The 25,881-nt window shown below is 74.1% G+C and carries 22 protein-coding genes; 15 read left to right on the top strand and 7 right to left on the bottom strand.

The genetic code is table 11. The annotated features are described in order from the left end of the window. Nucleotides 1-8: 8 nt before the first annotated feature. Nucleotides 9-1,790, bottom strand: a complete 1,782-nt coding sequence (locus tag SRB5_RS02615; RefSeq protein WP_153449700.1) for a serine/threonine-protein kinase — start codon at nucleotides 1,788-1,790, stop codon at nucleotides 9-11. Between the two features lie 158 nt (nucleotides 1,791-1,948). On the opposite strand from SRB5_RS02615, the gene SRB5_RS02610 reads away from it, so the two are divergent. Next, nucleotides 1,949-2,803 (top strand): hypothetical protein, encoded by an 855-nt coding sequence (locus tag SRB5_RS02610; RefSeq protein WP_153449699.1) that lies wholly within the window; start codon nucleotides 1,949-1,951, stop codon nucleotides 2,801-2,803. Nucleotide 2,804: 1 nt separating this feature from the next. On the opposite strand, the gene SRB5_RS02605 is transcribed toward SRB5_RS02610, so the two are convergent. Next, on the bottom strand, nucleotides 2,805-4,247 hold the full coding sequence (locus tag SRB5_RS02605) for an IucA/IucC family siderophore biosynthesis protein (protein WP_323376870.1): 1,443 nt from the start codon (nucleotides 4,245-4,247) through the stop codon (nucleotides 2,805-2,807). A gap of 51 nt (nucleotides 4,248-4,298) precedes the next feature. Between SRB5_RS02605 and SRB5_RS02600 the strand changes: the two genes are divergently transcribed. The 3 genes from SRB5_RS02600 (at nucleotide 4,299) to SRB5_RS02590 (ending at nucleotide 9,425) form a co-directional block, all read left to right on the top strand. Then, entirely contained in the window at nucleotides 4,299-5,774 is a 1,476-nt protein-coding gene (locus SRB5_RS02600) for an IucA/IucC family protein (RefSeq protein WP_153449698.1), read from the top strand. Nucleotides 5,775-5,883: 109 nt separating this feature from the next. Next, complete coding sequence (locus SRB5_RS02595) at nucleotides 5,884-8,574, top strand: alpha/beta fold hydrolase (protein ID WP_153449697.1); 2,691 nt, start codon at nucleotides 5,884-5,886, stop codon at nucleotides 8,572-8,574. Beyond that, nucleotides 8,571-9,425 (top strand): ABC transporter permease, encoded by an 855-nt coding sequence (locus SRB5_RS02590; RefSeq protein ID WP_153449696.1) that lies wholly within the window; start codon nucleotides 8,571-8,573, stop codon nucleotides 9,423-9,425. The genes SRB5_RS02595 and SRB5_RS02590 overlap by 4 nt, the downstream gene beginning before the upstream one ends. A 10-nt stretch (nucleotides 9,426-9,435) precedes the next feature. Here the strand turns inward: SRB5_RS02590 and SRB5_RS02585 are convergent, their stop codons facing one another. Both SRB5_RS02585 and SRB5_RS02580 read right to left on the bottom strand, forming a co-directional pair. Beyond that, nucleotides 9,436-9,885, bottom strand: coding sequence for an NUDIX domain-containing protein (locus tag SRB5_RS02585; RefSeq protein ID WP_323376868.1), 450 nt, complete (start codon nucleotides 9,883-9,885; stop codon nucleotides 9,436-9,438). Between the two features lie 39 nt (nucleotides 9,886-9,924). Further along, complete coding sequence (locus SRB5_RS02580; protein ID WP_153449695.1) at nucleotides 9,925-12,087, bottom strand: hypothetical protein; 2,163 nt, start codon at nucleotides 12,085-12,087, stop codon at nucleotides 9,925-9,927. 164 nt (nucleotides 12,088-12,251) lie between these two features. Between SRB5_RS02580 and SRB5_RS02575 the strand changes: the two genes are divergently transcribed. Further along, nucleotides 12,252-13,055, top strand: coding sequence for a VOC family protein (locus SRB5_RS02575; RefSeq protein WP_153449694.1), 804 nt, complete (start codon nucleotides 12,252-12,254; stop codon nucleotides 13,053-13,055). A 3-nt stretch (nucleotides 13,056-13,058) separates the two neighbouring features. On the opposite strand, the gene SRB5_RS02570 is transcribed toward SRB5_RS02575, so the two are convergent. Continuing rightward, nucleotides 13,059-13,451 (bottom strand): NUDIX domain-containing protein, encoded by a 393-nt coding sequence (locus SRB5_RS02570; protein WP_153449693.1) that lies wholly within the window; start codon nucleotides 13,449-13,451, stop codon nucleotides 13,059-13,061. 47 nt (nucleotides 13,452-13,498) lie between these two features. Between SRB5_RS02570 and SRB5_RS02565 the strand changes: the two genes are divergently transcribed. The 6 genes from SRB5_RS02565 (at nucleotide 13,499) to SRB5_RS02540 (ending at nucleotide 21,009) form a co-directional block, all read left to right on the top strand. After that, a complete protein-coding gene (locus SRB5_RS02565; protein ID WP_153449692.1) occupies nucleotides 13,499-14,680 on the top strand; it encodes a S1 RNA-binding domain-containing protein in 1,182 nt (393 codons plus the stop codon). A gap of 42 nt (nucleotides 14,681-14,722) precedes the next feature. Beyond that, the gene (locus tag SRB5_RS02560) at nucleotides 14,723-15,730 is read left to right on the top strand and encodes a Gfo/Idh/MocA family protein (protein ID WP_153449691.1); all 1,008 of its coding nucleotides are present in this window, start codon (nucleotides 14,723-14,725) and stop codon (nucleotides 15,728-15,730) included. Nucleotides 15,731-15,832: 102 nt separating this feature from the next. Then, nucleotides 15,833-16,837 carry a 2-dehydropantoate 2-reductase gene (locus SRB5_RS02555; protein WP_323376866.1) on the top strand — a complete coding sequence of 335 codons (1,005 nt, stop codon included), beginning with the start codon at nucleotides 15,833-15,835 and terminating at the stop codon, nucleotides 16,835-16,837. A gap of 102 nt (nucleotides 16,838-16,939) precedes the next feature. After that, the gene (locus SRB5_RS02550; protein WP_153449689.1) at nucleotides 16,940-18,151 is read left to right on the top strand and encodes an MFS transporter; all 1,212 of its coding nucleotides are present in this window, start codon (nucleotides 16,940-16,942) and stop codon (nucleotides 18,149-18,151) included. Nucleotides 18,152-18,306: 155 nt separating this feature from the next. Then, nucleotides 18,307-20,550, top strand: coding sequence for a HelD family protein (locus SRB5_RS02545; RefSeq protein WP_194292810.1), 2,244 nt, complete (start codon nucleotides 18,307-18,309; stop codon nucleotides 20,548-20,550). A 174-nt stretch (nucleotides 20,551-20,724) separates the two neighbouring features. Further along, entirely contained in the window at nucleotides 20,725-21,009 is a 285-nt protein-coding gene (locus tag SRB5_RS02540; RefSeq protein ID WP_228389753.1) for a DUF6401 family natural product biosynthesis protein, read from the top strand. Nucleotides 21,010-21,018: 9 nt separating this feature from the next. On the opposite strand, the gene SRB5_RS02535 is transcribed toward SRB5_RS02540, so the two are convergent. Beyond that, on the bottom strand, nucleotides 21,019-21,816 hold the full coding sequence (locus SRB5_RS02535) for a mechanosensitive ion channel family protein (protein ID WP_323376864.1): 798 nt from the start codon (nucleotides 21,814-21,816) through the stop codon (nucleotides 21,019-21,021). 289 nt (nucleotides 21,817-22,105) lie between these two features. On the opposite strand from SRB5_RS02535, the gene SRB5_RS02530 reads away from it, so the two are divergent. The 3 genes from SRB5_RS02530 (at nucleotide 22,106) to SRB5_RS02520 (ending at nucleotide 24,271) form a co-directional block, all read left to right on the top strand. Beyond that, entirely contained in the window at nucleotides 22,106-23,197 is a 1,092-nt protein-coding gene (locus SRB5_RS02530; RefSeq protein ID WP_323376960.1) for an LLM class flavin-dependent oxidoreductase, read from the top strand. Next, nucleotides 23,194-23,853: an FMN reductase gene (locus tag SRB5_RS02525; protein WP_153449685.1), complete on the top strand. Its 660-nt coding sequence runs from the start codon at nucleotides 23,194-23,196 to the stop codon at nucleotides 23,851-23,853. Before SRB5_RS02530 ends, SRB5_RS02525 begins: the two co-directional genes overlap by 4 nt. A 76-nt stretch (nucleotides 23,854-23,929) precedes the next feature. Next, entirely contained in the window at nucleotides 23,930-24,271 is a 342-nt protein-coding gene (locus tag SRB5_RS02520) for a tetratricopeptide repeat protein (protein ID WP_153449911.1), read from the top strand. On the opposite strand, the gene SRB5_RS02515 is transcribed toward SRB5_RS02520, so the two are convergent. Then, nucleotides 24,272-24,910, bottom strand: coding sequence for a LysE/ArgO family amino acid transporter (locus SRB5_RS02515; RefSeq protein WP_153449684.1), 639 nt, complete (start codon nucleotides 24,908-24,910; stop codon nucleotides 24,272-24,274). A gap of 70 nt (nucleotides 24,911-24,980) precedes the next feature. Between SRB5_RS02515 and SRB5_RS02510 the strand changes: the two genes are divergently transcribed. Next, the gene (locus SRB5_RS02510; protein ID WP_153449910.1) at nucleotides 24,981-25,880 is read left to right on the top strand and encodes a LysR family transcriptional regulator ArgP; all 900 of its coding nucleotides are present in this window, start codon (nucleotides 24,981-24,983) and stop codon (nucleotides 25,878-25,880) included. Nucleotide 25,881 lies beyond the last annotated feature (1 nt).

The raw sequence follows: 25,881 nt of genomic DNA, 5'->3' as shown, positions 1-25,881 counted from the left end.
CTCCCCGCTCAGCAGACGGGGAGGCCCGGGACGGGGGAGTCGTTCTCCCCGATGTCGATGTACACGTCGGAGATGTACACGTTCGCGTTGCCGCTGTCGTCGTCCGTCTTCGCCCACCAGACGTTCGTCCACTCGCCGTAGGTCTCGCGCCAGCCGGTCTTGACCTGGCAGTAGAAGTAGTTCGTGCCCGTGTACAGGACGCCGACCTTGCGATGCGCGGAGTCGTACGAGTCGGCGGTGCCCCACACCGTGCAGTTGTACTTGCCGCCGCCGATGGAGGTGCAGGAGGGCTTCGGGCTGGAGCCGCCGGTGCTGGAACCGGACGTGCTGCTGCCGTCCGTCGATCCGCCGTTCGTACTGCCCGTCCCGCCCGTGCTGCTCGTCCCGCCGCTGTCGCCGCCGTCGCCGGAGCCGCCGCTGCCGCTCGTACCGCCTGTGTCGCCGGAGCCGCCGTCCGATCCGCCGCCGCTGTCGCCGGACGTGCCGGCCGCGGCTGCGGGGGCCTTCTTCGACGCCTCGGCGGACGGCGATTCGGAACCCTTCGGGCGGTCGTCGGTTCCCTCGCTCGCGGCGCCGCCGCCCGCCGGCTGCTCTCCGGCGGTGGAGGCGCTCGGCGTGTGGGAGGCGGCCACCGGGCCCGTCGGGTCGTCGCCGTCGCGCCCGACGAGGTACGCCGCGCCGCCGCCCGCCAGCAGCACGGCCACCACCCCGGCGGCGATCAGCAGGGGGCGGAGCCGCCGCCCGGGCGAAGGCTCCGGCCCGGGGTGCGGGGGGCCGAACGTGCCGAGCGGGGCGGCGGCGTCGAGCTCGGTCCGCGTGTGCGGGGCCGCCGGGGACGGGGTCGTACGGACGGTCGGGACGTCCGCGACCACCGGGACCGCCGGGGAGGCCGGGGGCGCCGGGGCGCGCAGCCGTGTGGTGTCCGCGGCGGACGGCGGCAGCCCGGCGCCCCCCTCGGCGATCTCCGTGAGCATCCGCGCCGCCCCCGCCGCGTCCGGGCGGGCCGCCGGGTCCTTCGCCATCAGCGCGTGCAGCGCCGGGCCGAGCGCGCCCGCCCGCTTCGGCTCGGGCAGCGGCTCCACCACGATCGCCGTGATCGTCGACCAGGTGGACGTGCGGCGAAACGGCGCCGTGCCCTCGACCGCCGCGTACAGCGTCGCCCCGAGCGCCCAGACGTCCGCGGGCGCGTCCGGCGCGTCGCCGCGGGCCCGTTCCGGCGCCAGGTAGTCCAGCGAGCCGACGATCTCCCCGCTGCCCGTCAGCCGCGTCCCCGCGTCGTCGCCGGGATCGTCCATCGCCGCGATGCCGAAGTCCGTGAGCACCACCCGGCCGCCGCGCTCCAGCAGTACGTTGCCGGGCTTGACGTCCCGGTGCAGCACCCCCGCGGCGTGCGCGGCGGCCAGCGCGTCCATCACCCCGGCCCCGATCCGCGCCGCCGCCACGGGGTCCAGCGGGCCCTCCCGCCGCAGCACGTCGGCCAGCGACGGGCCGTCCACCAGCTCCATCACGATGACCGGCCGGCCCTCGTGCTCCACCACGTCGTGCACCGCGACCACACCGGTGTGCCGCACCCGCGCCGCCGCCCGCGCCTCGCGCTGCATCCGTACGCCCAGCGCCGCCAGTTCCGTGCCGTCCGCGTCGCTGTACGACCGGAGCTCCTTCACCGCGACCTCGCGGCCCAGGACCTCGTCCACGGCCCGCCACACGGTGCCCATGCCGCCGCGGCCCAGCTGTGCCACGATCCGGTACCGCCCGGCGAGCACCCGCCCGCCGCCGTCCCCCGTACCCATTGTCCGCCCCCGTGCCGTTCGTTCCCCGTACTGCCGTAACTGAGGCAGCGTAGTGGGTCCCCGGCCGCCCCTGCCGGACCTTGCGTGCGAACGCATGTCCGCCGGCGCCGCTAGGATCCCCGCACCGACCGCAGGCGCTCCCGAGGGGGGACGAGCAGATGAGTGACTCGCAGCAGGGGTACGGCAGTCCATCGCCGTACGGACAGCCGCCCGTCCCGCAGCAGGACCGGAACCCGTACGCGGCGCACGAGCCGACGCAGGTGAGCTACCAGCCGCCGCCCGCCCCGGCCGACCAGCCACCCACCGTCGCCGCCCAGTTCCCGCCCCTGCCCCCGACGCTCCCGCCCCTGCCCCCGTACGCGCCGCCGGGCCCCTACCCCCAGCCCGGGCCGTACGGCATGCCCCCGGCGCCTCCACGGCGTTCGACGGGCGTGCTGGTGGGGTGGACGCTCGCCGGCTGTCTGGTGGTCGCCGGGGCCGTGGCCGGAGTGCTGCTGCTGACGGACGACGACGGCGGAGGCGGCAGCACGAAGGGTGGCGGCGGAGGTGAGTACAACCTCACCATTCCGCCGGACCTCGAGGGCGGTGACCTCTTCCTCGACAAGGAGCTGACGGACGACGCGAAGAAGGACCACCCGTCGGTGGACACGGTCATGTCCGCCAAGTACGGCGCCGACACCCTCGGCAACGGCTGGGTCCGCTACGAGGGGCTGCAGGACGACGAGGACCTGGACGCCAAGGAATATCTGGCGGACCTGGCCGGCATCGGGGAGGTGAGCATCCAGCCCCGCGACGCCGGGGCGAGCGAGGGCGAGAAGTTCCTCTGCCAGGGCGCCACCGCCCAGGAGCAGGGCAACCCCGTGGTGCAGTACACGTGCGTGTGGTCGGACGGGGGCACGCTCGTGTCGTTCACGCTCACCAAGGCGTCCGTCTACCCCCTGGACTCGGAGATGGACGACTTCGCCGACCGCGCCGCGCTGATGCTGGACGAGGTGCGGCCCGACACCGTGTGAGTCAGCGCAGCGGGTTCGGGAGGACGGCCCACGCGTCGCCCGGCTCGTCCCGCAGCCGCATCAGCGTGAGCGCCTTCACCGGCAGCTCCGCCGAGCGCAGCGCCTCGGTGTCCGCGGACGGCGGGAGGGCGTCGACTACGGGGCCCACAGCAGCTGCCAGCGCCGGGCCGCTGCCCGCCAGCGGGCCGAGGGCGCCGGAGACGAGGGAGCCGAACAGCTTGCGGCGCAGCGCCACCGGGTCGTCCGTGACGATCCGGCCCGTGAGCGGCGGCACCGGGATGCCGTGGGCCGCGAGCCGGGCGGGGCTGATCCGGACGTCCGCGAGATCGCGGTAGACCAGCCGGCGCGGACGGCCGTCGGGCCCGACGACGGCCAGCAGGTTCTGGCCGTGGGCCTCCAGCGCGACGCCCAGCTCGAGCATCCGCAGCCCGACGGGCAGCGCCAGCCGGGCGAACTCCGCCACCCACGCCGGGTCCCGCCGCCCCAGCGCGGCGACCGGGATCGCCTCCTCCCCGGCCGACGCGTCGGCGTGGACGGACGGCGACTCCCGCAGCACCGCCGCCAGATCCGCCGACCCGCCGCTCGCCGCCGCCAGCGTCCGCGTGACGTGCAGCCGCCCGTCGAGCCGCCCCGCGACGTCCGCCAGCAGCCCCGACACGACGGCGGCGCCCCGTACGGAGTACTCCGAGATGTCCCGCACGGAGGACGTCAGCCGCGTACTCAGCGCCGTCTTCACATGCACCCCCGGCCAGGCGTCGGGCTCGAGGGTACGCAGCGCCATCAGCGGGCGCGCGTCGAACCCGCCTTGCAACTCACGCCCCGCCAGCACATGCTCCGCCTGCCACGGATGCACCGGCAGCAGCACCCGCCCGCCGTCCCGCAGCCGCTCGGGCCACTCCCCGGTGACCCGCGCGTCCGCCACCGGGGCCAGCGCGAGGCGGACCACCGGCCGGTGCTCCGGCGCGTACGCCAGCTCCTCGGCGACACTGAACCCCGGCCGGTAACGGCAGCACGGATGGTACGGATGCCCGTCCACCACCCGCTGCTCCCACGGCCCCGGCCCGGCCGGCGCACCCGCCCGCGACAGCGCCAACGACGCCACACTGCCGGCCAGTTCCGCCGCGAACCCCGCGAACCCCAGCGCCCGCATCAGCTCCGCCGGATGCGCGTACACCGACCCGTCCAGCTCCACCGCCTTGACCGGCGCGTCGGTGGCGAACGGATCGCAGACCGGCCCCGAGAGCCGCCGCCCGTCCGTCAACTCCAGCTCGCCGCCCGACCGCCGTGCCACCCACGGCAACGGGTCGTACGTCAATCCCCGCCACAAACGCCGCAGCACGGCCGCCCGCGCGTCCGGCAGCTCCGCCCCGTATCGTCCGGCCAGCTCGGGCCGCACATCGGACAGCTGCTCGGCAACGGCTCGTTCGGCGACGTTTTCCGGCACATTGCCCCCCACGTGTACGTGACGTGACGACGCCACCCATACTGATCTCTAATGGACACCATCTCAGCCGCCGCCGACGAACTGGCCACCGCCCCTCTGCTGGGCTGCCTCCTGCGCGAGGCCGCCGACCCCGCCGGCGACACCCTGCACCGCACCCGCGCGGGCGGACTGCTGCTGCGGGTGCCGCGCGAACACCGCCCCCGCACGGCGGACCTGCGCACCGACCACGGCTGGCAGCGGCTGAGCCACGCCGAGATCGTGAAACTCGTCGTCGACGAACTCACCCTCCTCACCGGCGTCGTCAACGACGCCCTCCCCGCCGAGATGATCGACAGCCGCGACGCGGTCGCCGCGATGCTCACCGCCCGGGCCCGCACCGCACCGCCCGCGGACCTGTGGCTGCGCTCCGAGCAGTCACTGGTCATGGGCCACCCCCACCACCCCGCGCCCAAGTCCCGCGGCGGCGCCCCCGCCGACACCTGGCTGCGCTACGCCCCCGAGGCGTACGCCGCCTTCCCCCTCACCCTGCTCGGCGTACGCGCCGACGCCGTCGCGGAGGAGGGCGACACGAGCGCGCTGGACGCCCTGGGCACCGCGCCCCCCGGGTATGTGCCGCTGGCCGCCCACCCGTGGCAGCTGGCCCTCCTCGAGCAGCACCCCGAGACCCGCCGGGCGTTCACCGACGGCCGCCTGATCACCCTGGACGCGACGACCGGACCGGCCGCCGCCACCGCCTCGGTGCGCACCGTGCATCTGGCGGAGGAGGACCTGTTCCTCAAGTTCAGCCTCGACGTGCGCATCACCAACGACATCCGCCGGCTGTGGCGCCACGACCTGCGCAAACTGCGCGCCACGGATACGCGGGTTGCCGCCGCCTTCGCCGGGGAGGCCGGGGTCTGGCTCTCCGACCGCGGCTACCGGACCGTGTCCGGGCTCCACGAGGAGTTCGCCGTCGTCGTCCGCGACGGACTGCGCCCCCACCTCCTCCCGGGCGCCCGGCCGGTCCTTGCCGCCGCGCTCGCCGAGGGCTTCGACGGCAACCCCCTGGACACCGCGCCGGACCCCCTGGCCTGGTGGACCGCGTATCTGAGCCACGTCCTGCCGCCCGCGCTGCGGGCGTTCGCCGGGCACGGCGTCGCGCTCGAGGCCCATCTGCAGAACTGCCTGATCGCCGTCGACCCCGACGGGATGCCCGTCCAGGCGATCTTCCGCGACGTCGAGGGCGTACGGACGGTGGACGCCGTCGGCCGGGCCAAGGGCTGGGAACGGCTCGTCTACACCCTCCTCGTCAACCACCTCATGGAGATCGCCGGAGCCCTCGCCGACCGGCACCCGTCCTGCGCGGACGCCCTGTGGCCCGCCGCGCGCCGCGAGTTCGCCCGCTGGGCCGGGGACGTACCGGAGGTGCACGCCCTGCTCGCCGCGCCGACCGTCCCCGCGAAGACGAACCTCCTGCTGCGCTGGACCTCCGCCGACGGCGCCGCCGCCCGCTACCGGCCGCTGCCCAACCCCCTGCGCGCTCCCTGAGCTACTCCATCGGGAGTAGGCGCGCGACCGCGGCTACCGCACCGGAAGGACACCCGCTTCCGTCCCGCAGCGGACAGCGCCGCCGCCGGGTGACCGTAGGGTTCACGGCATGGAACTCCGACTGCCCCGCAGGCGCCGCGTTCTCGCGGCCGTCGCGGCGGCCCTCGCCGTGCTGGCCGGTGCCGGCACCTGGACGGCCGTGGCCGACGACAGCGACCCGCCCGTGCACCGGACGGACGGCAGGTTCACCGTCCCCGGCGCGGTCCTCGACACGTCCTTCTTCACCGCCGGCGACGCCGGCCGCCGCCCCGCCGTGCTGCTGGCGCACGGATTCGGCGGCAGCAAGGACGACCTGACGCAGGAGGCGCAGGACCTGGCGCGCGACGGGTACGCCGTCCTGACCTGGTCGGCGCGCGGCTTCGGCCGCTCCACCGGGCGGATCGGCCTCAACGACCCGGACGCCGAGATCGCCGACGTCAGCCGGCTCCTCGACTGGCTCGCCGAGCGCCCGGAGGTACGGCTCGACGCCCCCGGCGACCCGCGCGCCGGGATCGCGGGCGCGTCGTACGGCGGGGCCCTCGCCCTGCTGGCCGCCGGGCACGACCGGCGGGTCGACGCCGTCGCGCCGCAGATCACGTACTGGAATCTGGCCGACGCGCTCTTCCCGGACGGCGTGTTCAAGAAACTCTGGACGGGTCTCTTCTTCACGACGGGCTCCCTCGACGCCGCGTCCCCCCGTCCGCCCGCCGGCGGCTCCTCGAACCAGCCGACCGCCGCCTCCGGCTGCGGACGGTTCACCGCCGAACTGTGCGCGATGTACGAACGCATCGCCGTCAGCGGCACCCCCGACGCCGACGCCCGCGCCCTGCTCGAGGCCCGCAGCCCCGCCGCCGTCGCGAAGGACATCGACGTACCGGCGCTGATCGTGCAGGGCCAGTCGGACTCCCTCTTCCCCCTCGGCCACGCCGACGCCATGGCGAAGGCGATCTCCGCGAACGGCGCGCCCGTCGCCGTCGACTGGATCCAGGGCGGCCACGACGGCGGCGACATGGAGAAGGACCGGATCCGGGCCCGTACCACCGCCTGGTTCGACCACTACCTCAAGGGCGAGAAGAACACCGGCACCGGACCCGCGTTCCGCGTCACCCGCACCGGCGGCGTGGACTCCACCGACGGCGCCGCCCAGCTGCGCGGCGCGACCGCCGACCGCTACCCCGGCCTCACCGCCACCACGCGCACGCTGCCCCTCGCCGGTCCCCCGCAGACCTTCGCCAACCCGCCCGGCGGCGCACCGCCCGGCATCTCCGCCGTCCCCGGACTCGGCGGTGCCCTCGGCGGGCTGTCGTCCTCCCTCGGCGTCGGCATCTCCCTCGACGTCCCCGGCCAGTACGCCCGCTTCGAGTCCGCCCCGCTGCCCGACACCGTGCAGATCACCGGGGCGCCCACCGTGCGCGTACGGGTCGAGGCCGACACCGCCGACGCGGTGCTCTTCGCCAAGCTGTACGACGTCAGCGCCGACGGACGCCAGCAGGTACTGCCCTCGCAGCTCGTCGCCCCGGTCCGGGTGACCGGCGCCGACCGGGGGCGGACGGTGACCCTCACCCTCCCGGCCGTCGACCACACCGCGCAGAAGGGGCACCGCCTGCGCCTGGTGCTGGCCGCCACCGACCTCGGGTACGCCTCGCCGGCCGCCCCCGCCACGTACACCGTCACCCTGGCCGGCGGCCTCGCCGTACCCACCGCCCCCGGCCTCGACACCCAGCCCGCGGCGCTGCCCGCCTGGATCTGGGCGCTGCCGCTGGGCGGCGTCCTGCTCGCCGCCGTCCTGCTGCTCACCGGCCGCCGCCGGGGCGGCACCCCCGCCCCCGACCCGGCGCTCGCGGACGTACCCCTGCAGATCACCGGGCTCGCCAAGAAGTACGCGCGCTCCGCCGACCGCTACGCCGTCCAGGACCTCTCCTTCCGGGTGGAGAAGGGCCAGGTCCTCGGCCTCCTCGGGCCCAACGGCGCCGGCAAGACCACCACCCTGCGCATGCTCATGGGCCTGATCGCACCGGACGCCGGCGAGATCCGCGTCTTCGGCCACGCCGTCCGCGCGGGCGCGCCCGTCCTGTCGCGCGTCGGCTCCTTCGTCGAGGGCGCCGGCTTCCTCCCGCATCTGACCGGACGCGCCAACCTCGAGCTCTACTGGCGCGCCACCGGCCGCCCCGAACAGGACGCGCACCTCGACGAGGCCCTGGAGATCGCCGGACTCGGCACCGCCCTGGAGCGTGCCGTGCGCACGTACTCCCAGGGCATGCGCCAGCGCCTGGCCATCGCCCAGGCCATGCTCGGCCTGCCCGACCTGCTGATCCTCGACGAACCCACCAACGGCCTCGACCCGCCGCAGATCCGCGAGATGCGGGAGGTGATGATCCGGTACGCCGCCGAGGGCCGCACCGTCATCGTCTCCAGCCATCTGCTCGCCGAGGTCGAGCAGTCGTGCACGCATCTGGTGGTCATGGACCGCGGCCGGCTCGTCCAGGCCGGTCCCGTGGCGGAGATCGTCGGTTCCGGAGACACGCTGCTCGTCGGCCACGTCGACACGGTCTCCGGGGAACTGGTCGCCAAGGTCGCCGCGCTGCCCGGCGTCGCCTCGGCGACCGCCGGCGCCGACGGTCTCGTCGTACGGCTCGACGGCACCACGCCCGACCGGCTGCTGGCCGAACTCGTCGGCCTCGGCATCCCGGTGACGTCCTTCGGCCCCAACCGGCGGCTCGAGGACGCCTTCCTGACCCTGATCGGAGGGACGACGCCATGACCGCGCTCGTCGACACCGCCGCCGGCTACCGTCCCGGCCGCACGCTGCCGCTGCGCGTCGAGGCCGTCCGCCAGCTGCGCCGCCGCCGCACGCTGGTGATGGCCGCCCTGCTGGGTGCGCTGCCGCTGGTGCTGGCCGGCGCCTTCGCGATCGCCGGGGGTCCCGGCGGGCGGCGCGGCGAGGTGACGCTGATGGACACCGCCACGGCGTCCGGCGCCAACTTCGCCGCCACGGCGCTGTTTGTGTCCGCCGGGTTCCTGCTGGTGGTGCCGGTGGCGCTGTTCTGCGGGGACACCGTGGCCTCCGAGGCGAGCTGGTCGTCGCTGCGCTATCTGCTCGCCGCCCCGGTGCCGCGGGGGCGGCTGCTGACGGTGAAGCTGGCGGTGGCGCTGGCGTTCAGCGCGGCGGCGATGCTGCTGCTGACCGTGACGGCCCTCGCCGTGGGGCTGGTCGCGTACGGGTGGGGGCCGCTGGAGCTGCCCACCGGCGGCTCCCTCGCGGCCGGGACGGCGCTGGGGCGGCTGGGGATCGCGGTGGCGTACATCTTCGTGTCGCAGCTGGTGACGGCGGCGCTGGCGTTCTGGCTGTCGACGCGCACCGACGCCCCGCTGGGGGCGGTCGGCGGGGCGGTGGGGCTGACGATCGTCGGCAACGTGCTGGACGCGGTCACCGCGCTGGAGGGGTGGCGGGACGTGCTGCCGGCGCACTGGCAGTTCGCGTGGGCCGACGCCCTGCAGCCCCAGCTGGAGTGGGGCGGGATGGCGCAGGGGGCGTCGGTGTCCGTGACGTACGCGGTGGTGCTGCTGGCGCTGGCCTACCGGGGGTTCGGGCGCAAGGACATCGTGTCCTGAGGGGCGCCCGTCACGGCTCGGCGTGGATGAGTTCCCGGTGCGAGGCCAGCAGCCCGTCCGGGAGCTCGTCCGGGGCGCACCAGCGGGCCTCGAGGATCTCGAACGGGTCGATCCTGAGGTCGCCGCCGACCAGCCGGGCCTCGTACGCGACTTCGGCGCGCAGCCGGTAGCCGCTGTTCAGCCGGACGAGCCGGCCGACCGTCACATCGAGGCCGGTCTCCTCCTTGACCTCGCGTATCACGGTCTCGGGGAACGACTCGCCCTTGTTCGCGCACCCCGTGGGCAGCCCCCACGGGGTGTCGCGGCGCCACAGCCGGTGGTGCAGTACGAGCACCCGCCCCTGGTCGTCGCGGACCACGCCGGTCACGCCGATCATGAACTTGGCGTGCGCCAGCCACAGGATCCGCCACTGGAACCGGCCGCGCAGCCGGTGCCACACGGCGGCCACGATTTTCTTCACGGGGCCTCCGATGCGGCGCGGGTGAGGGGTGCGTGAGTTCTACGATGCCGCATCGTCGTCCGCCTTCGCGCCGCGGGGGCGGTCGAACGCCTGGACGAGGGCCCGTACCCGATCCCTGAACCGCTCGTCGAGCACCACGAGATCGACGTCCGCCCCGGAGCGCACGACCCGCCGGTCCCGCTCCGCGAGCGCCGCGAGCCGCCCCAGCCGCTCCCCGTCCAGGGGGCCGAGTGCCTCCAGGGCATCCAGCACGGTCTCCGGCCGCCAGTGCACCTCGACACCGTCCAGCAGACGATCGGCCAGCAGCCCACCGTCCAGCTCCTCCCGGCGCAGCAGCCCGGCGAGACCCACGACAGCCGCCGGCACCTGCTCCGGCTTCTCCAGCAGCCCCTCCAGTACGGGACGCAGCCCGGCGGCCGGAGCCCCGATCCGCGCCACGAGACGGGCGGCGTGCACAGCCGACCAGGGGAGCAGCAGATCGTCCGCCGCCGGAAAGGCGGACCCCAGCAACCGCACCGCCCGCACCTCGTCGCCGTCCAGCTCCCACAACGCCTCGGCGACGGCCACGGCGAGATCCGCCCGCAACGCCGGCGCGGTCAGCTCCCGCCCGCCGTCGTCCGCCAGCCCACGCAGCAACGGCAGCGCGGCGGAACCCAGTTCCCCCGCGACACCGACGGCCGCCCGCAGCCGGTACGGATCCTCGCCCGCCAGCGCCTCCTCAAGGGCCGCAAGCAAAGGGGCGGGGTCGCCGTCGATCCGGTATACCGCCCGGGCGGCGGCCAGCCGCTCGTCCGTCCCGCCCGAACCGGCGGCCGCCCGAAGGGCGTCGACCGCCGCCGTACGAGCGGCCCCCTCGAGCGCCAGACCGGCGAGCACCTTCGGCACCACGAGGGACGCCCGACCGAGCGCGGCGAGCAGCTCCGGCAGCGCGGGGGCCGCCCGTTCGCCCCACTGCCCGAGCAACAGGGCGAGGTGGATGGGCTGGTTGTGCCGCTGGGTCATCGCATACAGCGGCTCGTCCGGGCGTCGCTCCGGCGTGCTCGCCAGCAACTCCCGGACGGCCGCCAGCAACTCCCCGGAGAAGGGGAACGCTCCCTCCAGCCCCGCCGCCGTCCGCAGCGCCCCCGGCCGGTCCGCGAGCCGGGCCGCCAGCAGCGGCGCCGCCCGCTCGGGCGCGGCCCGTACGAGCACCGTCAGCGCCTGGTCCGCGAGGTCGCCCTCGCCGGCCGCCAGTCGTACCAGGGGCTCGACCAGCGAATCGTCCAGCGACTCCGCGAGCCTGAGCAGCAACCGCATGGCAGCCGCGGACGGCGTCGGACCGTCGAGCACCGGAGCCAGCAGCGGCAACAGCACCCCCGGCGCGGAACGCGAAGCGGTGACCGCGTCGTCGGCCGCCCACAGCGCCTCCTCGCGCACGTCCTCCCGCGCGTCGCCCAGAGCCGCCGTCAGCAGGCCGAAAGCAGCGGCGCGATCCTTGTCGGTGTCCCGCTCCAGCAGCGCCGAGCAGACAGCCGCGAGCGGTGCGTCCCGGCCCTCGTCCAGCCCCGGCTCCAGCAGCCCGTTCGCCGGCAGTACGGCCAGCAGGGCCGCGTGCTGCTCCGCCGACCACGGCACTCCCGCCTCGAGCCCCGCGAGCACCGCCGCCAGCCGCAGTTCCGCCGGCTCGCCCGGATCCAGCGCCTCGGCGATCAGCTCCGTCCCGCCCGCGGGGTCCAGCCGGATCAGGGCGGACAGCAGCTCGGCCCGTACGGACCCGTCCGGCTCACCGCGATACCGCCGCCCGACGGCCTCCGCCGCCCCCGCCTCCTCGGTACGCCCCACCGCCCAGATCGCCGCCCGGCGCACCTCCGCCTCCGGCGCCTCCAGCAGCGGCAGCAGCAGCGGCAACTGGGCGCCGACCGCCGCACAGCAGTCGTCGCTGCCCTCCGCCGCCACGGCGAGCATCCCGAGCAGGCTCGTGGTACAGCACCCGGCCGCCGCCAGCCGGGCCAGGAACGGCACGGCCTCCACCGTCGCGGGGTACACCGTGCCCTGGTGCACGATGCTGCTCCACAGCTCCTCCAGGGCCTCCTCCGCCTCCTCCTCGTCCTCTCCGGTGAGCGCGCGCAGCAGGTCCGGGACGTCCTCGGCGGTGCCGTAGGCGTGCTCCAGCCCGGGCCAGGGGCGCTGATCGAGGCCGTCGAGTGCGCGGGTGGAATCCATGCGGAGGATCATGACAGGGGGCACGGACAGGGGCCGGGGGAGGGGGTCGTCACACGTTCGGCCGGGCGCGGGCGGGGAGGTCGCGCTACGGTGAAAACGGACATTTGCCGCGTGTGCCCGAGCTGCCGCGCGCATCCCCCCAGATCGCGAGGAAGTGGAATCCCATGGCCCCCACCCCCGACGGCACCCCCATCTGGGCCGACGCGATGTTCCCGGACCTCGACGGCGCCAAACGGTTCTACGGCGACCTCTTCGGCTGGACCTTCGAGGGCGGCGACCCCCAGTACGGCGGCTACACCCAGGCCCTCTCCGACGGCAAGCGCGTCGCGGCCGTCGTACCGCAGATGCCGGGCATGGAAGGCGTACCGCCGTCCTGGACGCTGTACTTCTCGTCCGCCGACATCAAGGCGACCACCGAGCGGATCCGCACGGCCGGCGGGACGACGGACATGGAGCCGATGCAGGTCGGTGAGTTCGGCAGCATGCTCATCGCCAAGGAGCCGAGCGGTGTGCAGTTCGGCGTCTGGCAGCCCGGCACCCACCCGGGATTCGAGAAGCAGAACGAACCGGGCTCCTTCGCCTGGGCGGAGGTCACCACGCGTGAGGCGGCCAAGGCGGACGCCTTCTTCCCCGCCGTGTTCGACTACAAGGTGCAGCGGATGGAGGACGACAAGATCGACTTCCATCTGTGGTCCCTCCCGGGCGCGAAGGAGCCGGCGCTGGGGCGCTTCAGGATGACGGAGGATGTGCCGGCGGAAGTGCCGCCGTACATCAACGTGTACTTCGCCGTCGACGACTGCGACGAGGCGGTGGGGAAGGTGACCGGGGCCGGTGGCACGGTGCACTTCGGGCCGATGACCTCGCCCTTCGGCCGCTTCGCGACGGTGAGCGATCCGCAGGGCGCGTCGTTCGCGGTGATCGATCTGGCCACGATGGAGGGCGATATGCCCAAGGTATCGCCCGTCTGACGCCTAGAGGGTGGGCAGCACGGTCTCGAAGAACGGATGGTCTCCCCGGAACGTGGGGTGGAGCTCGGCGAACTCCCGCGCGGTCACCCAGCGGACGTCGCTGACCTCCACCGGGTCCGGGACCACCTCGCCCGAGACGATCGACGCGGTCCACCAGTGCAGGACGAACCGCCCGTCGTCCGTGGGGCACTCCCACACCTTCCGCCCCGGGGTGACCTCCAGCCCCACCTCCTCGCGGACCTCACGGACGAGGGCCTCCGCCTGCCCCTCGCCGGGCTCGATCTTCCCGCTGAGCGGCGCCCAGTAACCGCCGTTGTGCGTCCCGGCGCCGCGCTGGATCACCAACACCCGCCCGTCCCGTCGGAGTACGGCCACCACGGCCTCACGCATCGCCATGCGGGCGACCCTATCCTCCGGGGCGGCTCGAGCCGTAGGCTGCGGACGTGATCTTGCGCGTCGGGACGGGGCACGGCACCACGTTTGCCCGTGAGGAGACGGTGGAGGCGTGCGCCGCGCTGGTGGGCGGCATCGCGGAGCGGGCGGGCGTCACGGAGGTCACCGTCGACAACCCGATGCTGGACGGCTTCTTCGGGTACACGAGCGAACCCTGGCGCCCGCACCTCCCGGCGGACCTGCACGGCTTCCACGACGGTGCCCGCGTCCCCCTCGCCACCGGCCTCACCTTCCTGCGCGTCATGCTGCGGCGCCTCGGCCCCTGGTGCCGGCTGCGGGCGGAGGGCTTCCTTGTGCATGTCGGCGACCGGTACGACGTGTACGTCACCGGGACCGAGCGGGACGAGGCCCGTGCCCGGGAGCTGGGCCTGTTCCCCGTACGGGTCGACCGCTCGCCGTACGACCCCGCCCTCGACACCGTGCCCGAACAGCGCCCCGCCGACGAGGCGTTCTGGACGGAGACGGCGGATCTCGTCGCCCGCCGGGGACCCCTCCTGCTGGAGGAGGAGTACGTCCGCAACGGCCGCCGCTGGCACCCCCTCGCCACCCCCACCGACGTGACGGAGGTACGCGCCCGCCTGGGGCCGCGCGCCCGGCTGGCGCTCTGGCCGGGCCTCACGGAGGACCGTGAGGAGCTGCGTGCGGCGATGAGGCGTCACCCGGAGCCGCAGCAGCTGGTGTGGGTACGCCGGGGCCGGTGCGAGGGGATCCGCCTCGCCGAGGAGTGGATGCTCGACGACCGCGACCGCTACCCCATGATCCCCGGCCCCGCCGCCGTCGTCCCCCTGGTGGCCGAGGAGCGCACGCCGATGCTCGCCGCGACCCTCCCCGACGCGGACGGCGTCCTGCGCGCCCGCTGGCGCACCGACGCCACCAGGGCGGACGAACGCCGGGCGTACCTCCGTACGCTCGAACGGGGCGACATCGTCACGGGCGTGGTGGCGACGGGTCTGGACGATGTCGGCGTACACGTGGACCTGGACCATCCGCTGGGCGCAAACGCGGGATTCCTGCGGGTCCCCGAGATGTCCTGGGAACACTGGGACTCCCTCGACGACGTGGCGCCCATCGGCCGGGCGATCCGGGCGCAGGTCATCCACGTCGACTTCGAGTTCGAACGGGCGAGCCTGTCCGTCAAGGCCCTCCAGCCCGGTCCGACGCGATCCCCGTGACCCTCGTTGGCCCCCGCCCCGCCGCCGACGTAGATTCACCGCATGAGCGAAACGATCAGATGGGGCATCCTCGCCACCGGTTGGATAGCCGACCAGTTCGCCCGCGACCTGGCGCGGACCGACGGTGCCGAGGCCGTGGCCGTCGGCTCGCGGACCGAGGAGGGCGCGGCGGGGTTCGCCGGGCGGCACGGGATCGCGCGGGCCCACGGCAGCTGGGCGGAGCTGGCGGCCGATCCCGGGGTGGACATCGTGTACGTGGCGACCCCGCACAGCGCCCACCACGAGGCCACCGCGGCGTGTCTGGCCGCCGGGAAGGCCGTGCTGTGCGAGAAGCCGCTCACCCTCAACGCCGGTCAGGCCCGCGATCTGGTGGACCGGGCGAGGGACGGCGGGCGCTTCCTGATGGAGGCCATGTGGATGTTCACCAACCCGGCCGTCCGCCGCGCGCTGGAACTCGTGAAGGACGGCGCCATCGGCGACGTCCGCCAGGTGCAGGCGGACTTCGGTTTCGCCGCCGGCCCCCTGCACCCCGGTCACCGGCTGCGTGACCCGCGCCAGGGCGGCGGCGCGCTGCTCGACCTCGGCGTGTACCCGGTCTCGCTGGCCCACCTGTTCCTCGGCGCCCCCGATACCGTGCAGGCGAACGCCTCCCTCACCCCCGAGGGCGTGGACGCCACCACCGGGATCCTCCTCGGCCACGAGAACGGTGCCGTCGCCGCGCTGACCTGCAGCATCGAGTCCCTCAGCCCGTGTGTCGCGGTGATCGGCGGCACCGAGGGCACGATCACCCTCGGCACCCCCTTCGCGGCGGGCGGCTTCTACCGCCCCGACGGTCTGACCCTCCACCGCGGGGACGCCGAGCCGGAGCGGATCGACGTCCCGTTCGAGGGACTGGGCTACGTCCACGAGATCGAGGAAGCCGGCCGCTGTCTGCGCGCGGGCCTGCTCGAATCCCCCCTGGTGCCCTGGCAGTCCACCCTGGACGTCCTGACGACCCTGGACACCGTCCGCGACCGGATCGGCGTCCACTACGGCGCCGACACGGTCTGACCGAACAGCCGGCGGGACGACGGCCCTGGTCACCCGGACCGGGGCCGGTCATGCTGGACCCTGCCGGCCCAGCCCCCGTCCCCGCCGGCGCGAGGAGTCACCGTGTCTCAGTCCCGTTTCGCCGTCCTCGGCGCCGGCAGCATCGGCTGCTACCTCGGCGGGCACCTCGCCGCTGCCGGGTACGAGGTGACGCTCGTCGGCCGCCCCGCGGCGATGGACGTCCTGCGCGAAAAGGGCCTCACCCTCAGCAGCTCCGTCCGCCCGCCCCGCCGGATCGAGCCCGGGGACCTCCGCCTCGCCACGGGCCCCGAGGGGGTGGCGGGCGCCGACTACGTGCTGGTCACCGTCAAGACCCATGACACCGAGGCCGCCGCGAAGGACCTCGCCGGCCATCTCGCGCCCGGCGCCGTCGTCGTGAGCTTCCAGAACGGCCTGCACAACGCCGCCACCCTGCGCGCCGCCCTCCCCGGGCACACGGTGCTCGCCGGGATGGTCCCGTACAACGTGCTGCAGTCCGAGCCCGGCACCGTGCACCAGGGCACGGCGGGCAAGCTGATGACCGAGCCCGACGAAGCCCTGGTGACGGCCTTCCGCGCCGCGGGGCTGGCGATCGTGCCGCGGACCGACATGGCCGAGGTCCAGCACGCCAAGCTGCTGATGAACCTCAACAACGCCGTCAACGCCCTCTCCGGCATCCCCCTGCGCGACCAGCTCGGACAGCGCGCGTACCGGCGCTGCCTCGCCCTGTGCCAGCGCGAGGCGCTCGCCGCGTACCGCGCCGCGGGCATCCGCCCCGCCCAGCTGGGACCGACCCGGCCCGGCGTCACGCCGTACGTGCTGGGCCTGCCGGACGCGATCTTCCGCCGGGTCGCCGCGGCCACCCTGCGCGTCGACGCGCACGCGCGCTCGTCGATGTGGGAGGACCTGCAGCGCGGACGCGCCACGGAGATCGACACCCTGCAGGGCGAGATCGTCTCCCTGGCCGCCGCCCACGGCCTGCGCGCCCCGGCGAACGCCCGCCTCGTCGAGCTGGTCCACGAGGCGGAGCGGTCGCCGCGTCAGTGGACGGGTCCGGAGCTGTACGCCGAACTGAAGGCGGCACGCTGACAAGTGGCCCAGCTGTTCCGCCCGTAAGTGGCCCTGTGGCGGGGGCCGGTTCCCCTGATTGGCTGACGGCGTCATCCCGCCCGCAGCCACGAGGAGTCGGCGTTGTCCCGGATCCTGCCCCCGCCCGGCCCGCCCCGCGTCCTCGCGCGGGCCCAGCTCGCCAACTCCCTCGGCGACGGCGCCTTCTACGCCACCTCCGCGCTGTTCTTCACCCGGATCGCCGGCCTGTCCGCCACCCGCGTCGGTCTGGCCCTCACCCTCGGCTGGTGCGTGGGCATGCTGGCCGGCGTACCGCTGGGGCATCTCGCCGACCGCTGGGGTCCGCGGCGCACGGCGCGGCTGCTGGCGGTGTGCACGGCGGCCACGCTGCTGGCCTTCGTCGTGGTCCGTCCGTTCCCGGCGTTCCTGCTGGTGTTCTGCGCCTACGCGTGCTGCCAGGGCGGTCTGACGTCGGCCCGCCAGGCGCTGCTCGCCGGGCTGGTGGAGCCGGCCGAGCGCACCCGGATCCGGGCGCAGCTGCAGTCCACCCTCAACGGCGGGCTCGCCCTCGGCGCGGGCCTGGGCGGAGTCGCGCTCGCCCTGGACAGCGAGCCCGCGTATCTGGCGGTCTTCGTCCTGGACGCCGCCGCGTTCCTCACCGCCGCGTATGTCCTGCGCGAGGCTCCCGAGGTGCCGCCGGCACCCGTCGCCGCCGCGGGCGAGCCGCGGCTGGCGGTGCTGCGTGACCGGCCGTACGCGCTGCTGACCCTGCTGAACGCGGTGCTCTACCTGAACATGCCGCTGCTCAGCCTGGGTCTGCCGCTGTGGATCGTGGAGCGTACGGACGCGCCCGCCGCGACGGCCGCCGGGGTGCTCGTGGTCAACATGCTCTGCGTCGTGCTCTTCCAGGTCCGGGTGGCCCGCCCGGTCACCTCGCTGCCCACGGCCGTCCGCGCCACCGCCCGGGCCGGGCTGCTGATGGCCGCCGCCTGCCTGGTGTACGCGGTCACGGGCGCCTCCCTCGGCGCCGTCGCGGCGGTCGGCGTGCTGCTGGTGGCGGCCGTCGTCCAGGTGTTCGGCGAGATGACCCACGGCTCCGGCGCCTGGGAGATCGGCTTCGGGCTGGCGCCGGACGGGAAGCAGGGCCAGTATCAGGGGTTCTTCGGGATGGGCCCGCAGATCGCCCGGATGCTGGGCCCGCTGGTGATGACGACCCTGCTCATCGGCTGGGGCACGGGGGGCTGGCTGGTGCTCGGCGCGCTGTTCCTGGGCGCGGCGCTGGCCGTGGGCCCGGTCGTCCGCCGCGCGTCGGTGTGGGCCGCCCCCGTGGACTGACCCGCCCGCGAAACAGCGGAAATCCCCCGGCGCAATTGCGCCGGGGGATTTCTTTGCGTATCGTGAATTCTTCGTGACTTCGGCAGTAAAAAATACCTGCACCGAATCACTGAACACAGTATATCTGGGTGGGAGTGGAATTGTCAAACCAGGAATTGCGGAATGAGCAGGAATTCATCGACCGGCTCTACGCACGGGTCGACGTCCTGCGCGGCCGGGCCGCGGAATCCCTGGCCGGAGCGCTGGCCCCGGTGGGCCGGGGGCGTCAGGCACTCCTCGAGCGGGACGTGGCCGTCGCGGAGCGGTCGGGGCTGCTCGCCGCGCTGGACGCCGTCGACGGCTCCCTGTGCTTCGGGCGCATCGACCTCACCGCGGGCGGACACCACCACATCGGCCGGATCGGCATCCGCGCCGACGACCCCGAGCTGACCCCCCTCCTCGTCGACTGGCGCGCCCCCGTCGCCCGCCCCTTCTATCTGGCCACCGGGCACACGCCCATGGGGCTGCGCCGCCGCCGGCACCTCACCACCGAGGGCCGCGAGGTCACCGCGCTGCACGACGAGATCCTCGACCTCGACGACACCGAGCGCACCGGGTACGAGGACCCGAGCGGCGACGCCGTCCTCCTCGCCGCGCTGAACTCCGCCCGTACCGGACGCATGGGCGACATCGTGCAGACCATCCAGGCCGAGCAGGACCGCATCATCCGCGCCCCCCACCGGGGCGTCCTGGTCGTCGAGGGCGGCCCCGGCACCGGCAAGACCGCCGTCGCGCTGCACCGGGCCGCGTATCTGCTGTACGAGCACCGCGAGCTCCTCGCCAAGCGCGCCGTGCTGATCGTCGGACCCAACCCGGCGTTCCTCGGCTACATCGGCGAGGTGCTCCCCGCGCTCGGCGAGACCGGCGTCCTGCTGGCCACCCAGGGCGAGCTCTACCCCGGTATCCGGGCCACCGGCACCGACACCCCGCGGGCCGCCGCGGTGAAGGGGCGCGCCGACCTGGCGGACGTGCTGGCGAAGGCCGTCGCCGACCGCCAGTCCCTGCCCGACCCGGTGATCGCGATCGAGCACGACCGGGACCTGCTCCTCCTCGACGCGGGCCTCGCCCGCGTGGCCCGCGACCGGACCCGCGCCCTGGGCCTGCCGCACAACGTGGCCCGCGAGCACTTCGAGGGACACCTCCTCAACACGCTCACCGACATGGTCGCCGAACGCATCGGCACCGACCCGTACGACGGCTCCAACCTCCTCGACCCCAGCGACATCACCCAGATCCGCGACGAACTCGGCGAGAACCCCGGGGTCTGGGCGGCGATCGACCAGCTCTGGCCGGTCCTCACCCCCCAGCGCCTGATCACGGACTTCCTCGCCGACCCGGCCCATCTGCCCGACGGGGACGCCGCCGCGATCCGCCGCACCGCCGGGGCCTGGACCCCGGCGGACGTACCGCTGCTGGACGAGGCCGCCGAGCTGCTGGGCGAGGACGACCGCGCCGAGCGGGCCGCCGCCGAGGCCGACCGGCAGCAGCGGATCGCCTTCGCGCAGGGCGTGCTGGACGTGTCGTACGCCTCCCGGACCTACGAGTTCGAGGACAAGGAGGAGCTCGACGACGACGCCTCCGAGGTGCTCTCCGCGCACGACATCATGGACGCCGAGCGGATGGCCGAGCGCCAGGAGGAGGACGACCACCGCAGCGCCGCCGAGCGGGCGGCGGCCGACCGGACCTGGGCGTTCGGCCACATCATCGTGGACGAGGCGCAGGAGCTGTCGCCGATGGCGTGGCGGCTGCTGATGCGCCGCTGCCCCACTCGCTCCCTCACCCTGGTCGGCGACCCCGCGCAGACCTCGCAGGAGGGCGCCGTCGGCTCCTGGGCGAAGATCCTCGAGCCGTACGTCCAGGACCGCTGGGAGCACACCCGCCTCGCCGTGAACTACCGCACCCCCGCCGAGATCATGGACGTGGCCGCGGCGGTCCCGCGCGCCGGGGACCCGGGCTTCGAGCCGCCGAAGTCGATCCGCGCGACGGGTGTACGGCCCTGGCTGCGCGCCGCGGACGACCTGCCCGCGGCCGTCGCGCGGGCCGTGGCCGAGGAGCGCCCGGCGGAGGGCCGTGTCGCGGTGATCGCCCCGCGCGAGCTGCACGCGCCCCTCGCGCGCCGGCTGGAGGGCGTACGGGAGGGCGGTGAGCCGGACCTCACCCTGCCGGTCGTCCTGCTGGACCCCCGGCAGGCCAAGGGCCTGGAGTTCGACGTGGTGCTGGTCGTCGAGCCGGCCCGGTTCGGCGCCAGCGACCTGTACGTGGCGCTGACCCGCGCCACCCAGCGCCTGGGCGTCCTGCACCGCGACCCGCTCCCGGCGGCGCTGCGCGAGGTCCCGGCGGGGGAGTGGGCCGAGGGCTGACCGCCGAACACCCCGCGCCCTCCCCGCCGTTGGCCGCGGCCGGGGAGGGCGGGATGTCGGGGTGGCGCGTTTCACAGCGGAACGTCCGGAATGGGCGGTTACTCTCTTCTGGTGAACCAAGCTCCCGACCACGGACCCGTGGACTGCCCCCTGACCAAGGTCACGGCGCAGTTCATGCCGCGTCTGTCCGAGTTCGCGTTCGAGCCGGGGCTGGTCGCCGCCGTCGACCAGCACGCGGCGGCGGTGCGCGATGCACTGGTGCCCGCGCCCCGCCGCCCGGAGCCCGATCCCGCGAGACGGCACGCGCCGCGCCGCGAGGATCTGACCGATTACGTACTCGGCTTCACGGACGTCCTCACCGAGAACGACTGGCGTGAGCCCGTCGGCCACGACTACGCCACGCTCCGGCTGACCGCCGTGTGCTGGCTCGTCCGTGAGTACGACCTGCTCGGCCGCTGACCGGCCGCCTCAGCGCATACCGGTGCTGCCCTCGTCGTCCATCGGCCCCGCGTAGGTGCCCGGGGCCGGCTGACCGGCCGCGGCGTCCGCCCGGCCCGCCTGGTACGCCGAGACGCTGCTGCGGGCGTTCGTCGTCTCCCGCTCGGCGGTGTTCAGCCACCGCTCCCAGCGCGAGCGCATCGGGGTGACCATGCCGCCGCCGACGCCGACGATCAGGACACCGGCCACAGTCGCCAGCACGGCGATGAGCAGCGGACCGGTGATCGCGGTGGCGATGCCCGCCTGGCCGAGGGCCGCGATGACACCGAGCATGGCGATGAAGGCCCAGACGACGGTCGCGACGGTCTTGCCGTACGACATCTGGTTCAGGGCGCTGCCGATGATGTCACGCACCGCCTTGGCGATGGCGAAGGCCACCACGAGGATGACGCAGGCGACCAGTGCGCGCGGGATCCAGGCCACGACGGCCGAGATCATGTCGCTGACCGGGTTCGGCCCGAAGACACCGAGCGCCAGCTGCAGCACGACCAGCATCAGCGCGTAGTAGACGACCTTCATCAGGATGCCGGTGCCGTCGTACTTCGACCCCGACAGCCACCGGTTGATCCCCGCCCGTTCGGTCAGTCTTTCGAGGCCCATCTTGCGCAGCAGCTTGTCCACGGCCTTGACGACGATCTTGACGACGAACCAGCCGATGACCAGGACCGCGAGGAAGCCCAGCAGCTTGGGTATGAACGAGATGACGGCCGATATGGCGTCGGTGAAGCCCTGGCCGAAGTCGACCGAGAGCGCTAGTTCCACGAACACGGTGTGCTCCCTGCTGTTCCGGACCCGGGCCGAAATGCCCAGACCTTCCACTCCGTCGTAACACCGGGATAAAGGGCCCGCGTGCGGGGCGGCCCGAGACGTAGGCCGATCAGGTGTCATTCGGGGATTTCGCTGCTCCGCCCCCATGACGGTCACGTAGGGCTAACATTGTTTACGTTCCGTCACGGCCGCACCGCGGGAGTCCCGGGGAATAGCCGTCCCTCCGTTCCCGTTGAACCGCCCGTATGCAATGGTTGAGCTCTCAATAAGAGCCGAGAGGGTGAGCACGGTGCAGTTCGGGATCTTCACGATCGGCGACGTCACGCAGGACCCCACGACGGGGCGGACTCCGACCGAGCACGAGCGGATCAAGGCGATGACCGCCATGGCCGTCAAGGCGGAGGAGATCGGGCTCGACGTCTTCGCGACCGGTGAGCACCACAACCGGCCCTTCGTGCCCTCGTCGCCCACCACCATGCTGGGCTGGATCGCCGCCCGGACCGAGCGGCTGATCCTCTCCACGGCCACCACGCTGATCACCACCAACGACCCGGTGAAGATCGCCGAGGACTTCGCGATGCTGCAGCATCTCGCCGACGGCCGCGTCGACCTGATGCTCGGGCGCGGCAACACCGGCCCGGTCTACCCGTGGTTCGGCCAGGACATCCGCCAGGGCATCCCGCTCGCGGTGGAGAACTACGCGCTGCTGCACAAGCTGTGGCGCGAGGACGTGGTGAACTGGGCGGGCCGCTTCCGCACCCCGCTGCAGGAGTTCACCTCCACCCCGCGCCCGCTGGACGGCGTGCCGCCGTTCGTCTGGCACGGCTCCATCCGCTCGCCGGAGATCGCCGAGCAGGCGGCGTACTACGGCGACGGGTTCTTCGCGAACAACATCTTCTGGCCCAAGGAGCACTTCCAGCGGCTGATCGGCCTCTACCGGCAGCGCTACGCCCACTACGGGCACGGCACCGAGGAGCAGGCGATGGTCGGTCTGGGCGGACAGCTGTTCATGCGGAAGAACTCGCAGGACGCGATCCGCGAGTTCCGCCCGTACTTCGACAAGGCGCCCGTCTACGGCGGCGGTCCGTCGCTGGAGGAGTTCATGGACGAGACGCCGCTGTCCGTGGGCAGCCCGCAGGAGATCATCGAGAAGACCCTGGCCTTCCGCGAGTCCTTCGGCGACTACCAGCGCCAGCTGTTCCTCGTCGACCACGCCGGACTCCCGCTGAAGACCGTGCTGGAGCAGCTGGACATCCTCGGCGAGGAGGTCCTGCCGGTGCTGCGCGCGGAGTTCGCGAAGAACCGCCCGGCCGGGGTGCCGGACGGTCCCACCCACGAGGCCCGTGTGGCCGAGCAGCTCACCCAGGAGGTGGCCGAATGAGCGCGCTGAAGCTGGCCGTCGTCTCGGCCGGTCTGTCCACCCCGTCCGCGACCCGGCTGCTCGCCGACCGGCTGGCCGAGGCCACCCGCGCCCGGCTGGCCGGGGACGGCCGCGAGGTGACCGTCGAGGTGGTCGAGCTGCGCGAGCTCGCCGTGCCCATCGCCAACAACCTGGTCACCGGCTTCCCGGGCAAGGAGCTGGCCCGGGCGGTGGAGACGGTCACCGGCGCGGACGCCCTCATCGCCGTCACGCCGGTCTTCTCCGCCTCGTACAGCGGGCTGTTCAAGTCCTTCTTCGACGTGCTCTCGGCCGGCGAGAGCACCGCGCTCGCCGGCAAGCCGGTGATCGTCGGCGCCACCGGCGGCACGGCCCGGCACTCGCTGGTCCTGGAGCACGCGATGCGCCCGCTCTTCGCCTATCTGCGGGCCGTGGTGCTGCCGACCGCCGTCTACGCCGCCGCCGAGGACTGGGGCGGTACGGGCGACGCGCTGACCGACACCCTCCCGGCCCGCATCGAGCGGGCCGGCGGGGAGCTGGCCGCGCTGCTGTCCGCCCGCCCGGCCCCCGTTCCCGCCACAGACGACGTCCCCGTCGTCCCGTTCGAACAGCAGCTGGCCGCCCTGCGGCCCCGTCAGGAGGTGCAGCGTGCCCCGTGACCTCGTTTTCGACGTATTCGACTTCAACGCCGAGCGGCCCGACGGCGAGCCCACCACCGAGCGCTGGGCGAACGCCCTGAGCCTGTTCGCGGAGCCCGGCGCCGAGGAGACCACCGCCGACGTCTGGCGGCGGGCCGCGGTGTACTTCGAGGCCAAGGACTACACGACGGCCGCCCGGCTGCTCGGCGGCATCGTCGCCGACCACCCCGAGCTCACCGGCCCGCGGCTGCTCCTGGCGCGCTCCTACTACCACTCGGCGCAGCTCGGCCGGGCGGAGGAGCAGCTCCGCGAGCTCGTCGACCGCAACCCCGTGGAGTCCTACGCCCATCTGATGCTGGCGCGCACCCTGGAGCGCCAGGGCCGCGGCGAGGAGGCCGCGCGCTGGCACCGGCTCGCGGAGGTGCTGGGCGCGGGCTGATCAGCCCGCCACCGACCCCGCGCGGGCCAGCAGCATCGCGCCCATGACCAGCATCGTCGCCGCCACCAGCCCGTCCAGCACCCGCCAGGCCGCCGGACGGGCCAGCGTGGCGCTCAGCAGCCGGGCGCCGTACCCCAGCCCCGTGAACCACAGCACGCTCGCCCCCATCGCGCCGAACGCGAACGCCCAGCGCAGCGAACCCCGGTCGGCGGCGACCGACCCCAGCAGCAGCACCGTGTCCAGGTACACGTGGGGGTTGAGCCACGTCATCGCCAGACACGTGAGCACCGCCGTTCGCACCGACCCCGCCGTGCGCCCCGCCGTCGACAGCCCCGAGGCGTCGGCCGGACGCAGGGCCCGGCGGGCGGCGAGCACGCCGTAGCCGATCAGGAACGCGCCCCCCGCGACCGCGACCACCGTCAGCGCGTCGGGATAGGCGGTGACGACCGCCCCCAGCCCCGCCACCCCGAGGGCGATGAGGACGGCGTCGGACGCGGCGCAGATGCCGACCACGGCGAAGACCGCTTGCCGGCGCACACCCTGCCTCAGCACGAAGGCGTTCTGCGCGCCGATGGCGACGATGAGGGAGAGTCCGGTGCCGAATCCGGCGAGGGCCGTGGGGAGGATGCCGCTGGTCATGGCGTCGACAGTAGAAAACCCACGGCGCATTAGGGAAGCTAATGATTCTTACGTAGCATTAGTGAACGTGATGCCCGAGTTGCCGCTCGACCAGGTACGGACCCTCCTCGCCGTCGTCGACGAGGGCACCTTCGACGCCGCCGCCGCGGCCCTGCACGTGACGCCGTCCGCCGTCAGCCAGCGCGTCAAGGCCCTCGAACAGCGCACCGGCCGGGTGCTGCTGGTGCGCACGAAACCGGTGCGGCCGACGGAGTCCGGGGAGATCGTCGTCCGGCTCGCCCGGCAGCTCTCCGCGCTCGAACGCGACGCCCGGGCGGAGCTCGGCATCGCCGATGGCGGCCCGTCGCCCGCCCGGCTGCCCATCGCGGTGAACGCGGACTCCCTCGCGACCTGGTTCCTGCCGGCGCTGACCCGGGTGCCGCAGGATCCGCCGGTCTGCTTCGAGCTCTACCGGGAGGACGAGTCGCACACGGCGGTGCTGCTGCGCGCCGGCCAGGTGATGGCGGCCGTCACCTCCTCGCCCGACGCCGTCGCCGGCTGCACCGTGCGCCCGCTGGGGCTGGCGCGCTACCTTCCGGCGGCGAGCCCCGCCTTCACGGAGCGGTGGTTCGCCGGCCGGCCGCCCGCGCGGGCGATCGGGGAGGCGCCGGTGATCGTCTTCGACCGGCGGGACGAGCTGCAGGACCGCTTCGTACGGTCGTTCACCGGCGGCCGGTCGGACGCGAGCCCGCTGCGGCACCAGGTGCCGACGTCGGAGGGCTTCACCGACGCCGTGGTCGCGGGGCTCGGCTGGGGTCTCGTACCGGAGCAGCAGGCCGGGCCGCTGCTGCGGCGGGGCGCGCTGGTGGAGCTGGCGCCGGGGCGGGAGCTGGAGGTGCCGCTGTACTGGCAGCAGTGGAAGCTCGACGTCCCGGCACTGGCCGCCGTGGCGGAGGCGGTGGCGGAGACGGCCGCGGCGGCGCTGCGGTGAG

This window comes from Streptomyces smaragdinus (assembly GCF_009604385.1).
GTDB lineage: Bacteria > Actinomycetota > Actinomycetes > Streptomycetales > Streptomycetaceae > Streptomyces > Streptomyces smaragdinus.
The sequence above is the reverse complement of the archived record's forward strand: the minus strand, read 5'-3'. Positions and strand labels throughout refer to the sequence as shown.